This is a genomic window from Fictibacillus sp. NPDC058756 (genome assembly GCF_042746035.1).
Classification (GTDB): Bacteria; Bacillota; Bacilli; order Bacillales; family Fictibacillaceae; genus Fictibacillus.
The window spans coordinates 420,505-433,231 of sequence record NZ_JBHYPU010000001.1 but is presented as its reverse complement, the minus strand read 5'-3'; the positions used below and the strand labels follow the sequence as shown (position 1 = coordinate 433,231).

Annotated in this window: 12 protein-coding genes; 5 read left to right on the top strand and 7 right to left on the bottom strand. The window is 43.3% G+C overall.

Features of this window, described 5'->3' with window-relative positions; genetic code table 11:
• The 3 genes from ACFW35_RS02165 to ACFW35_RS02155 are packed head-to-tail and all read right to left on the bottom strand — an operon-like array spanning position 1 to position 3,000.
• The gene (locus ACFW35_RS02165) at positions 1-828 is read right to left on the bottom strand and encodes a carbohydrate ABC transporter permease (protein WP_379843447.1); all 828 of its coding nucleotides are present in this window, start codon (positions 826-828) and stop codon (positions 1-3) included.
• Positions 815-1,687, bottom strand: a complete 873-nt coding sequence (locus tag ACFW35_RS02160) for a carbohydrate ABC transporter permease (protein ID WP_379843445.1) — start codon at positions 1,685-1,687, stop codon at positions 815-817. The genes ACFW35_RS02165 and ACFW35_RS02160 overlap by 14 nt, the downstream gene beginning before the upstream one ends.
• A complete protein-coding gene (locus tag ACFW35_RS02155) occupies positions 1,684-3,000 on the bottom strand; it encodes an ABC transporter substrate-binding protein (RefSeq protein ID WP_379843444.1) in 1,317 nt (438 codons plus the stop codon). Before ACFW35_RS02155 ends, ACFW35_RS02160 begins: the two co-directional genes overlap by 4 nt.
• Before the next feature lie 348 nt (positions 3,001-3,348).
• Here ACFW35_RS02155 and ACFW35_RS02150 point away from each other — a divergent pair, with 348 nt between their 5' ends.
• Positions 3,349-4,362: a LacI family DNA-binding transcriptional regulator gene (locus ACFW35_RS02150; protein ID WP_379843442.1), complete on the top strand. Its 1,014-nt coding sequence runs from the start codon at positions 3,349-3,351 to the stop codon at positions 4,360-4,362.
• Between the two features lie 260 nt (positions 4,363-4,622).
• Here the strand turns inward: ACFW35_RS02150 and manA are convergent, their stop codons facing one another.
• The gene (gene manA, locus ACFW35_RS02145; RefSeq protein ID WP_379843441.1) at positions 4,623-5,582 is read right to left on the bottom strand and encodes a mannose-6-phosphate isomerase, class I; all 960 of its coding nucleotides are present in this window, start codon (positions 5,580-5,582) and stop codon (positions 4,623-4,625) included.
• Positions 5,583-5,809: 227 nt separating this feature from the next.
• Between manA and pxpB the strand changes: the two genes are divergently transcribed.
• The 4 genes from pxpB to ACFW35_RS02125 are packed head-to-tail and all read left to right on the top strand — an operon-like array spanning position 5,810 to position 9,536.
• Positions 5,810-6,514, top strand: coding sequence for a 5-oxoprolinase subunit PxpB (pxpB, locus tag ACFW35_RS02140; RefSeq protein ID WP_379843439.1), 705 nt, complete (start codon positions 5,810-5,812; stop codon positions 6,512-6,514).
• Positions 6,507-7,520 (top strand): biotin-dependent carboxyltransferase family protein, encoded by a 1,014-nt coding sequence (locus ACFW35_RS02135; protein WP_379843438.1) that lies wholly within the window; start codon positions 6,507-6,509, stop codon positions 7,518-7,520. The genes pxpB and ACFW35_RS02135 overlap by 8 nt, the downstream gene beginning before the upstream one ends.
• Before the next feature lie 15 nt (positions 7,521-7,535).
• Positions 7,536-8,726: an NRAMP family divalent metal transporter gene (locus tag ACFW35_RS02130; protein ID WP_379843436.1), complete on the top strand. Its 1,191-nt coding sequence runs from the start codon at positions 7,536-7,538 to the stop codon at positions 8,724-8,726.
• 18 nt (positions 8,727-8,744) lie between these two features.
• Positions 8,745-9,536, top strand: a complete 792-nt coding sequence (locus ACFW35_RS02125; protein WP_379843435.1) for a putative hydro-lyase — start codon at positions 8,745-8,747, stop codon at positions 9,534-9,536.
• A gap of 224 nt (positions 9,537-9,760) precedes the next feature.
• Here the strand turns inward: ACFW35_RS02125 and ACFW35_RS02120 are convergent, their stop codons facing one another.
• The 3 genes from ACFW35_RS02120 to ACFW35_RS02110 form a co-directional block, all read right to left on the bottom strand.
• Entirely contained in the window at positions 9,761-10,576 is an 816-nt protein-coding gene (locus tag ACFW35_RS02120) for a YihY/virulence factor BrkB family protein (RefSeq protein WP_379843433.1), read from the bottom strand.
• 441 nt (positions 10,577-11,017) lie between these two features.
• Positions 11,018-12,313 (bottom strand): hypothetical protein, encoded by a 1,296-nt coding sequence (locus tag ACFW35_RS02115; protein WP_379843432.1) that lies wholly within the window; start codon positions 12,311-12,313, stop codon positions 11,018-11,020.
• A 118-nt stretch (positions 12,314-12,431) separates the two neighbouring features.
• Positions 12,432-12,626: a hypothetical protein gene (locus tag ACFW35_RS02110; protein WP_379843430.1), complete on the bottom strand. Its 195-nt coding sequence runs from the start codon at positions 12,624-12,626 to the stop codon at positions 12,432-12,434.
• Positions 12,627-12,727 lie beyond the last annotated feature (101 nt).

Sequence of the window (12,727 nt, the reverse complement as noted above, 5' to 3'; positions counted from 1 at the left end):
CTATTTAAGCGTAAACTGCATGCCTTCTTTGAACTGTTTTGAAAAGAACAGGAACAAGATGATGATCGGAACTGTGAGTAGGACGGATGCTGCGTACATCGGACCTGGGTAGCCGCCGTATGGCCCGAACATTTGGGAAAGTAATACGTTAAGCGTCAGCATACTGTCACTTCTGACCACAATCATATCCCACAATAATTCCGTCCATCTTTCCATGAACAAGAATAAGAAAACGACTGTTGTGATCGATTTTGACATCGGCATCACGATTTTATATAAGATCTGAAAGTTTGAAGCTCCGTCTAACTTAGCCGCCTCAATAAATGTGTCCGGGATCGCCCGGAAAAAGTTCGTGTACATGAAGACGGCCCATAAACTCATCGCTTTCGGCAGGATCATCGCCGTATATGTGTCATAAAGTCCAGCGTTTTGAATGATTAAAAACGTTGGAATCAGCAAGATGATCGCAGGGAAGAACATTTGGAACAAGACCGCATTATTGATGAAATCCCGTCCTCTAAAGTTCATTTTCGCGAGTGCGAAAGCGACCATAGCACCCGTCACCATCATGAGTGCGGTTGATGCTGTCGATACAATGACACTGTTGAAGAAAGCCTTCAGCCACGGTCTTGCAATGCCAGCTTCCCCGCCTGAGAAAAGCCATTCATACGAACGGATCGTAAACTCAGTAGGTACAACCTTTTTATCAACCTGTGTCCAGTCGGCAAACGAGTTCATCACCATATAGAGATATGGAAAGACCATAACGATAAGCAATGCAAAAGCGATTACATAGCGAAAAGTTAATCCTTTTTTAGACCCAACCATTACGTTTCCCCCACATCTCTAGTAATTTTCTGATGACTAAGATTGAAGCGAACGTCACAACAGAAGCAATGATCGCAACTGCTGACGCGTAACCTGCGCTCAAGTTCGTAAACGCTTGTTTAAAAATCTCCATCTGCCATGTGTTTGTTGCGTAGTTCGGTCCGCCGCCTGTCAGCTGGTAAACCTCCGTAAAGATCCCGAATGAAACTCCGATTGAGAGGATCAACACGGTAAATAATGCTGGATACAGCAGCGGCAAAGTTATCTTCCAAAAACGTTGTGATGGTGTTACGCCATCAATAGCAGCTGCTTCATAAACATCTTTATTGATGCTTTCAAAACCAGCCGTCAAAATAAGTGCGTAGTAGCCGGTGAACTTCCAAGCGATGATTGCCGCAACCACAAGCAATGCGGATAACGGTGTGCTCAGCCAGTCGATTTCGATTCCAAATTTTCGTAAAAATACGTTGAACGCACTGTTATGTGAGAGCAATCCTTTTACAATTAGGGATGAAACAACCCCTGATGCCAAATACGGCAGGAAGAATCCGATTAGGAATAGTCCTTTGAAACGAGGCAGTCCGTGAATGACAAGTGCTACAGCGAGCGACGAAACGATAACCATCGGAACAAAGGCGGCCATGAATTTAAATGTTACAAAAAATGCTGCCTGCACTCCTGGATGCTTCACTGCTTCTATGAAATTATCAAACCCTTTAAAGTAGTAGACCGGCGAGATTAAGTTCCAGTCTGTGAATGATAGATACATGGACCAGATCAGCGGTATGGCGAAGAAAATGACCGCATATAAAAGGTAAGGACTGGCGAATAGCCAGCCCGTCCCGTTTCTTTTCATCATTTTTTAAGTTCCTCCTTTATGGCCTTCTTCATCTCTTTCCAGCCTTTTTCAGGATCAACTTCTCCCTTCACGACAGGGTTCACAGCGTAACGGCCAATATGTGTCTGAAGTTCGTTGTATTTAGCGTTATCAATAGAAGGTATTGCGTTTGGTACAGCATCTGCGTAAGGCTTCAGTTCAGGATTTTTATCAAAGAACGCTTTGAACGATTCATTTGCTGAGAGGTCGTCACGAGCTGGTGGAAGCTTAGTCGTTTCGAGCCACTTCAGATCGTTTTCTGGATTCGAATATACGAAATTCATAAACTCCATCGCCGCTTTTCGTTCTTCTTCTGTTGCTGACGCATAGATAACGATTCCTTTTGTATCAGCGAATGTGTTCACTTTTTCTGTATCCGTACCGTCTGGAACTGGAGGAAGTGCCAGCCCAAAATTCTCGTTGTATTTCATCTCAGGGAACTTTTCTTCCCAATAGCTGAACGTCCATGGTCCAAGGTCTGTGAAAATCCCAAGACCGTTTTCAAAAGGATCTGTGGACTGTTTCGTTAAAATTGCATCTTCTTTTCTGAGGTCATCCATAAATTTCAATGCATTTAAGCCTGCTTCATCCTCGGCTACAAACTTATCACCTTCGATAAAATTGTTACCGCCGGATGCCGCATCATAAAGCATGAAGAAGTCAAACCATCTATGATGTGCTGTTGGGTCTGCAAGGGCAGGTTTAGCCCAAACGTACTTTTCAGGGTATTTCGCTTTTAGCTTTTTAGCAGCATCAAGAACTTCACTATAAGTAGCAGGCATTTTATCTACCCCTACTTCTTTTAAAATATCAAGTCTCCAGCCAAATAACATCGGGTTTGAGTAAATGGGCATGACATATTGATTGTCATCAGAGAATTCCCATGTTTTGATCGTGTCTGTCATGCTGCGATTTTCCAGAAGCTTATCCCAGCCTTCGATTTCGTTAAGCGGAACAAGTGCTTTACTATCAGCGAGCTGAGCGGCGAACCCACGGTTGATGTTCTCAGACATCGTTGGCGCACTCTTACCTGCAATCGCAGATTGAATGCTTGCTTCTGAAGTTGGACTTTCTTTCATCGGACTTACTTTAACGTTAACTTTCGGATTTTCTTTTTCAAATTCTTTCGCCATCTCTTTCCAATACACTTGCTGCGTCGGGTTTGGAGCAGCCCAGAATTCGATTGTCGTCTTTCCGTCTGCAGATTTCTCACCGTTTCCGGTTGAACAGCCAGCCAATGCGGATGCTGCAATCGTTGCCGTAAGGAAAAGAGATGCTACCTTTTTCATTTTCATCAGAATATCCCCCTTGTTAATAGTGATGCCCATTATTTGTACTACGAACCCAGAATGGTAGCGCTATCATTTTAGGTTTAAAAAAAAGCGTGACTTTAATTACAATGTGTAAATATGTCATTCAAGTAATTGTTTTTGTAACTTAATGTAATGTGATTATTACACGTATTTGTAATGTTGTCAAACGTTTTGCCAGACAATTTTATAATCATAACTTTCCTAATTACTTCTAGGCTTGAAGGGTATTTTTTAAATTTACCGTTTGTTTTTATTTACTTAATCTGCCTTTTCGTTTATATTTAATTTGTAACGTGACAAAATTCTTTTTTTGGAAGGTTTGTTTAAATAATGGCGAAAAAAATATCCATGCAAGACATTGCGGATCATTTAAATATTTCAAAAAACTCGGTGTCACAGGCTCTCTCTGGAAAACCAGGCGTTAGCCCTGCCACACGTAAAAAAATTGAAGAAACAGCTAAGGAATTAGGATATCAATACAAGACGATCACAGCGAAAACAGGGGGAAAAGGTACGGGCAACATCGGACTCATTGCATCAGATCTCGCATTTTCATTGCAAAGCTTTTTTGGAAAGATTTATTTGAGTGTGGAAAAAGAGGCGACAAACAAAGGACTGAATGTACTGATCCAATCGGTAAGCAACGAGGCTAAGGAGAATCTGACTCTCCCTTCTTTTATAGAAAATAAACAAGTCGATGGCGTGCTCATCTTATCGCATATCAGCACCGAATATATCAACAAAGTCATCGCAACCGGTATTCCAACGGTAACGATCGACCATCATCACCCGCTCATTCAGGCTGATGCGATTCTGACGAATAACCGCTTTGCAGCTTACACTGCAGTTAAACACTTGATCGATCTTGGTCATAAGAAAATTGCATTCGTTGGGGATACCCGTTTTTCACCGAGTTATCAGGAGCGGCTGGAAGGGTATCTACTCGCCTTTCAAGAGCACGAACTGCAAGTCGATCAGCAATTGATTTTTTCTTCCGTTGAGGAAAGCGAAATCATAGTACGTGATTTGGTGGATTCAGTAGAGACACAGCCGACAGCTTGGTTTTGCGTAAACGACGGACTTGGATTTTTTGTTCAGTCTGCGCTACAGCAAAAAGGATTCCGCGTGCCTGATGATGTTTCCGTCTGCAGCTTTGATAACGGACAGCTTTCAAGATTAGCGAATCCGAAGATCACTACGATGGATATTGATTTAGAGCTTTATGGAAGAAAAGCGATTGAACAGCTCGTTTGGCGAATGGAAAACACAGAGGAACCCATCACAGAGCTGCTTCTGCCAGCAACCCTATTAAAACGTGACTCTACCTCTAAAGTGAATAAATAAAATGAAGCCCCTTGTTTGCAAGGGGCTTTCGTTATTGTGTTCGATAGATTTTCTGAGGTTTTACGGTACGTGTTCTTTTATCTGTTACACCTACGCTCAAAAATAGCTCGCTACGCTCAGAATCATCGATCTTCGCTCAGAATCCCCTGCTTTTCGCTCAAACCACCTCTAGTTTCGCTCAAAATCATCGAGTTACGCTCAAGTCTTTCTTTTACACAAAAAACAACCGGAATACCCTCATTCCGGTTGCTCCTTCTTTATTAAATCGTCGGATGTGACACGATAAACTTCGCATCCCCGCTCATTCCGAAGTTTTTCACTGTCGATGGCACGATAAAGTGGTCGCCTTTTTTAAATGCGGAAGAAGATTGATCATCAATCTTCAACTCTCCTTCACCTTCCAGTACACTGACCAACAAGTACGAAGGATTTTCAACTCCAGCTACCGCACCCTCCAAGTTCCAATGATAAACGGTAAAATAATTTTCTTTAATCAATTTCTCGATCTTCAAATCGTCATTCGCAGATAAAACAGGCTCGAAGTCAGCGTCCTGATGCGGAATCATCGCAACTTCAATCGACTTTTCGATATGAAGCTCACGTGTGTTACCCGCATCGTCACGGCGATCGTAATCATACACACGATACGTAATATCAGAGCTTTGCTGCGTCTCCAAAATCATCGTTCCCGCACCGATCGCATGAATCGTTCCGTTCGGCACATATACGAAGTCTCCTGGCTTAATCGCAACTTTACGAAGAAGCTCATTCCAGCGGTTATCAGACACCATTTCTTCAAACTGAAGCTTAGATCCAGCATGATGACCATACACCAATTCTGCATCTGGCTCGCAATCGATCACGTACCAGCATTCTGTTTTACCAAAAGCCTCGCCTTCTACCTCACGAGCGTAGGAATCATCGGGATGCACCTGCACGGAAAGATCAGTCTTCGCATCTAAAATTTTTACAAGCAATGGGAAGTCTTCTCCCTCTTGATCTGCAAAGAGTTCACGATGCTCGTCCCACACTTGATCAAGCGTTTTCCCTTTTAAAGGTCCGTTCACTACTTCACTTGGTCCGTTCGAATGAGCGGAGATTCCCCAGCACTCTCCGGTTGTTTCCGATGGAATATCGTATCCGAACTCTTCACGAAGCTTTGTTCCGCCCCAGATTCGGTCTTTGAATACAGGTTTTAGAAAAATCGGTTCATTATACACTTTCACAACACTCCCTATGTGGGTTTTCTCTTGGATTTCTCTTTTTCCATTTTAAACGTTTGTTTAAAGATAAACCACCTGTATAGAAAATTCGAGACTAGAAATAATTACTATCGGGAATCAATGGATATGAAGGTTTGATTTTAAAGCGTTTTCCTTTATACTAGACCTTTATAAATATACAAATATTCTGATTAATTTTACATAAATAGACAGGGGAGAAAATGATGGAGTTTAAATTGCAGCCTTTAGGTGACAACAGTGTAATCATTGAGCTCGGCGAAGACATCAGCCGGGACATTCAGCAAAAAGTGAATAAAGTCTCCTCTTTTTTAGACGAACAGTCTTTTGACTGGGTAATTGAATACGTTCCAGGGTTCACGACGGTCGCCGTTTTTTATGATCCTATGAAAATTAAAACGGAAACACTTCCTTATGAAAAAGTTTGTGAAGAATTAAGTTCATATTTGGAAAAACTAGACGTGGAAGAAGGGGCTGAACCCCGTGTCGTTGAAATTCCGGTTTTCTATGGCGGTGAATTCGGACCAGACTTGGAAGAAGTAGCCGAACGAAACGGACTGACGCCAGAAGAAGTGATCGACATTCATTCAAATGGTGAATACATCGTTTACATGATCGGGTTTGCCCCTGGATTTCCTTATATCGGCGGGATGGATGAACGGATTGCTGCACCTAGACGGAAGAACCCGCGATTGAAGATTCCAGCTGGATCTGTTGGAATTGCCGGCAAACAAACAGGTGTCTATCCGATTGAAACACCTGGCGGATGGCAACTGATCGGAAAAACACCTCGTAAACTTTTTCTTCCAGAAGGCGATACACCAAGTCTTTTACAAGCGGGAGATCAAATAAAATTTGTACCGATTACAGAAGATGAGTTTCAGAAATGGGAGGAGAACGAGAATGATTAAGATTACGAAGCCGGGTCTCCTTACAAGTGTTCAAGATTTAGGCCGCTATGGTTATCAAAAATACGGTGTGATCGCGAGTGGCGTGATGGATGCGACAGCCCATCGGATAGCAAACCTTTTAGTTGGCAATGATGAGAATGAAGCAACGTTGGAGCTCACTTTATTAGGTCCTGACATGGAATTTACGGAAGACACGCTGATTTCAATCTGCGGCGGAAACCTCTCCCCTTCAGTTGATGGGAAGCCAGTTAAGCTTTGGCGTTCTGTTTTAGTGAAAGCCGGAAGCAAGCTTAAGTTCGGAGGATGTAAAACAGGCTGCCGTGCTTATTTAGCTGTCGCGGGTGGTTTCGACCTGCCTGAAGTCATGGACAGCAAATCAACTTACATAAGAGCAGGAATCGGCGGCTTTAACGGAAAACCGCTTCAAGCCGATGATGAGCTGACACTCAGAGAACCAAGTGAATTTGCGATCCAAATAACAAAAGTATTAGCTGCCGAATTAGACGGGCAAAAGTTTGCAGAGATGCAGTGGACAATCGCATCAGAATTTACGGCAACACCAGCTCCAAAACCGAAAGTTCGAGTGATGAAAGGCAGACAGTATGACTGGTTTACGCAAGACAGCCAGATGAAGCTTTTTACAGAATCATTTGAAGTGACATCGCAGTCTGACCGCATGGGCTACCGCTTGAAAGGACCTGAACTTTTACTCGAAAAAGAACAAGAAATGCTATCAGAAGCAGTGAACTTCGGTACGATTCAAGTGCCTTCTGAAGGAAATCCAATTGTCCTCTTAGCTGACCGTCAAACCACTGGCGGCTATCCGAAAATCGGGCAGATCGCAACGGTCGACTTGCCAATCATGGCTCAGCTAAAACCAGGCGACAAAGTGCAATTCACCGAGGTCTCACATGAAGTCGCTCAACAGCTATATTTAGACCGAGAAAAACAAATACACCAGTTGAAACAAGGAATCTCACTAAAAATAAAACAAGAATCGAAGTAATCTAGGAGGAAGAGTATGAAGAAAGAATCGAAAGCTAGTATACTGTTAGGCGCCGCGTTTTTGATGGCTACATCCGCCATCGGACCTGGATTTTTAACACAAACAACGCACTTTACGTCCATTCTCGCAGCAAGTTTTGGTTTTGTTATTTTAACATCCATCATTATTGATATTGGTGCGCAGATGAACGTGTGGCGAATTATCGCGGTTTCCGAAAAAAGAGCACAAGATATCGCAAACGACGTTCTACCTGGCTTAGGATTTTTCCTTGCCGTCCTAATCGTTATGGGTGGTCTCGCCTTTAACATCGGAAACGTTGCTGGAGCAGGCCTTGGGTTAAACGTTCTGTTTGGAGTTTCCGCTAAAACCGGAGCTATTTTAAGTGGAATTATCGCCATTTTAGTATTCGTTGTCCGTGAAGCCGGAAAAGCGATGGACCGTTTCACCCAAGTCGCTGGTTTCGTCATGATTGGATTAACCGTTTATGTAATGTTTACGGCTCAGCCTCCTGTTGGAGAAGCGGTTGTAAAAACATTTATACCAGACACGATTGATGTCCTAGCGATCGTAACGCTAGTTGGGGGAACAGTCGGAGGGTACATCACATTTGCCGGTGCCCACCGTTTGCTTGATGCAGGAATTAAAGGGCAAGAGAATTTACGTGAAGTAACCAGAAGTTCTGTTTCAGCTATCGGCATCGCATCCATCATGCGTATCTTCCTATTCTTGGCTGCACTTGGAATCGTGGCACAGGGGTTAACATTAGATCCGGATAACCCGCCAGCATCTGTCTTCCAATTAGCTGCTGGAAACATCGGATATAAGATGTTTGGTGTCGTAATGTGGGCCGCTGCCATCACTTCTGTTGTTGGAGCTGCTTACACGTCTGTTTCATTTATTCGTACGTTCAGCCCTGCTTTAGAAAAATATCATAAATGGATTATTATCGGTTTTATCGCTGTATCAACATTAGTTTTTGCGGTTGTTGGACAGCCTGTTAAGATTCTCATTTTAGTAGGATCACTAAACGGATTAATTTTACCGATTTCATTAGGTGTGATGCTGATTGCGGCATACAAACCAAAGATTGTCGGTGACTACAAACATCCAATGTGGATGACGATTTTTGGTGTGCTGATCGTTGTGATCATGGCCGTCATGAGTGTTTATTCACTGTACACAGGACTGCCTAAGTTATTTGCATAAAACCAAGGGGGAGCTTTCATGAATGCACTAGACAGAATGAATCCTGCTGAGGCGCGTGATATGATCAGACGCGGTGAATGGCGGAAGCCGACGAGCGGATTAGCTAACGGGTACACCCAGGGAAACTTAGTTGTTTTGCCAAAAGAACTGGCGTTTGAGTTCCTTCTGTTTTGCCAGCGGAACCCGAAACCATGTCCTGTGCTGGACGTGACGGAGCCAGGTTCAGCTGTCCCTGCGCTTGTCGCTCCTGATGCGGATTTGCGAGTGGATATTCCGAAATACCGCGTTTACAGAAACGGCGAGTTGGCTGAAGAAAAAACAGACATTACAGACCTTTGGGATGACGGGATGGTTGGCTTTTTGCTGGGCTGCAGCTTCACGTTTGAACATGCGTTGATGAATAACGGAATTCCGGTACGCCACATTGAGCGCGGATGCAACGTTCCGATGTTTAAAACGAACATCGAATGTGTAAAAGCCGGCCGTTTTGAAGGACCGATGGTCGTGAGCATGCGGCCGATTCCTGAAAAAGACGTAGTGAGAGCCGTTCAGGTGACGAGCCGCTTCCCTTCTGTTCACGGCGCACCCGTTCATATCGGAAATCCCGAGAGCATCGGGATTTATGACTTGTATCAACCCGATTTCGGTGATCCCGTTCAGATCCATGAAGGCGAAGTTCCTGTGTTTTGGGCATGCGGCGTAACTCCTCAGGCTGTGGCTATGCATGTGAAGCCAGAAATCATGATCACCCACGCCCCAGGGCATATGTTTATTACCGATGTGCGGGATGAGAAATTTGGGGTTTTATAAAAAATGTGTGGGTGCCTCTTTTGCGGAGGCACCCTTTATCTATTTACGGTACGTGTTTTTATAATCTGTTACACGTTCGCGCGTTTTTGGCTTAGTTTCACGCCAAATCACCTTCGTTTCACGCGTTGACTTGCTAGTTCCACGCGTTTTCACTTCTGTTTCACGCACAAACCTCTTCGTTTCACGCCAACCCACTTTTCATAGTGAAAAACACCATTAAAAAGCTACCATTTTACAGGCTCATTCGGATACACCACCGTATTCAGCAGCCCACCCAGTATAATAATCATCGCGGACAGGTAAAACCACAGCATCAAGACGACTAGACCGGCAACTTGACCATATAACGCTGAATAATTGCTTCCGCTGACGTAAGAAGCAAATCCCATCGATACTAGCTGCCAGCCGATCGTAGCGAAGAAAGCTCCTGGAACTACTTTGCTAAAATCGAGCCTTATGCTAGGCGCGAATGAATATAGCACAATAAAAAAGACCAGCAGAAAGATAGTCCCGATCCCCCACTGCACAATGATCCACAACTTCTGAAACTCAACAATCGAAAAAATCCCTTTTAGATACACACTTAATAATTTTTCAAAAAGAGGAACGATCACTGAAAACAGCACCGCAATCATAAATCCGACTGTTAACAATAGACTCTCAACAATTTGTTTTATTTTATGTTCATCGTTTCGTACCTCATACGCATCGTTTAAAATGCGCTTCATGCACTGAAACCCCATAGAAGAAAGCCACAATGTAACAACTAAGCTCAACGAAAGGAGATTTCCCTCCTGCCTCCTAACCGTATAAGATAGCGTCTTCTCGATCAGCGCGTACGTAGCATCAGGAGCATATGGCTGGATCAGCTCCAATATATTGCTCTCATTTAGAGGTAAGTAAGTCATCAATGAGTAGATCACTAACAAAAACGGGAAAACCGACATCAGAAAATAATAAGCCATCTGAGCAGATAGATCATAAACTTTCATCTTAAAAAAGCGGTCGCTCAATTGATTCAGGATCTCGACGATATTCATGATGCAGCACCTCTTATCTAAGCCAGTCCGTAAAACTAACTATTCTAGAATACGCAGAGAGCCGTACGTTTAGGTCACTTTTTTATAAAGAGTGATTCCTATGTTAGTATTTTTGTAGGATAAATTTTCAAATGAAGATTACGAATGAAGAAGTTTTACATAATTTCACTACTGTTATGGGGCGTTTTTTTCACGATCACACTCTATCGATTTTTTCAGGGAACGGGCTATTGGAATAACACCATCTTATTATCAGCAGGTTTTTTACATACTTCCGTTATTTTAAACAAAGGTTTTAACAAAACACTGATTTACATCGCTTATGGATATGTTGCTTTTGTAGCTCTATTTATTCTGTACACCTTTCAGGGTCTGCTTTGGTAGCTTAGGAGGGATAACTAAAAAGAGTGCCTCATCGTAAAGGCACTCTCTCCTATGCTATTATTCTATTCCTCTAGCAGCCGCTTCCACTAATTCAACCGTCTGATCCACTGTATTTTTGCGGAATTCTTTGAATTCATCGGTGATGTAAACCGATTTGTCTTCTGGATAAAACTCTTGGGCCGCGATGTGAAGGTGACCACCCGGGATATCGTTAGCTCCTAGCCCAAGACGGACACGGTTGGAGCGGTACATGCTTTCGTTAGATAAGTAGCTTCCTCCCCCTCCTGCTCTTGCCTTTGAACCTAGTGTTGGACCGCCATCATGACAAACGGCTGGATCTTCAAAGTTCGGCGGAAGCCACTCGCAAACCTCGTCGTTTCGGAACACCGGCCACGGTCCTGTTTTTGCCTCAATCATCTCTTCATATGGGAGAGTTGTTTCAATGAATTCCGGAAGAGGTTCTGGCATCGGCCAATCAGAAACGGTCGGCGTCACTTCAGCCCGCTCTTCCAGCTTATTGTCAGCCCCTGTGTGCCAGCGGCCCGCATAACCTTCGATCGCCATTTTGCGAGGTCCGCCCTGACTGATTGTCATCATCAAATCTATTTGCTTTGGTCCTTTTTTCAAATATGGACCGAATGTATCTTCAACAATTCCTTCTTCAAAATCGTCCCATCGAACCGGAAAATTCGCTGCTTGGATAACAGCTAGTCCATCTTCCGTCCAAACCCATCGACCGTCGAGCTGGAGTCCGCTTGCTCCAGAAGGATTACTTCTTCTAAATTCCTGCTCCAAACGGTACGGATCAAATCCACTTACCAGAACACGCTTAACTCGTTCACCCTTAGGAAAATGAATCGTAGTGATCCCACGTGAAGTGTACTCTAGCTTTTTCATGAGCTGTTCCCGTTTTTCTTCTGTTACCTCAAATTCTGGATCCCATTGTCTTAGTGCACTTGTCATGCTGAGTCTCGCCCAGTATAGCGGACGATCATCATATGTATCGAGCTCTCCTAAATCAGGTCGTTTCCCCTGAGCACGGTCAACCGCAGTTTTCCATAGCTTCGTACCGTGTCTTTCGATTAACTTTTCAGCTTGTTTTTCACTTTTTACCGAACAAAGATCTCGCTTAAACGTATCTACGTATGGAGTAAATTCGCTGTCCTCTAAGATCTGTTGCGGAATCGGATTCCCATCCTCAATCCTCTGTTCCTCTGGTGTTAACGAAACAGTTGAGTCATAACAGCTTGTCTTATCCTTTTCTTTTGCCTCAGCCGCTTGTGAACCGAAAAATACCATACTACATAAACACATTATCCCTAAAATAAGTAATCGCTTAGCTTGTATTCTCACAATAGCCCTCCTTTTCACCCTATTGTAGAATAATAACGAAATCGTTTAAATAGTATGAATTGTTTAAAAACAGGAAAACAGCTAGACATCCTCCTTCCTCATGCCCGGGTATAAATGATTATTTTCTCACTCCCATGTTCAGTACGATCACTAATAAAATAAATGCTATCCTGACAGAACGATCGTTTGTCACTGCTTTAAGCAATCCTACTAAAACAACACCCAGCACAGGGTTCCTATCAACCGATAAAATCACAAAGATATCTAGTAAAAGCAGCACGTCATCGTTCAAAGCTAGCTGTTCCTCATCCATCCATCACCTAGGTTTTTTACTAGTGTATTGCACTAGGCAATTTAATGTGATTTCAAATAAAAATCGTGTAAGCTGTACACATCATAATTTTTGACAGGGAT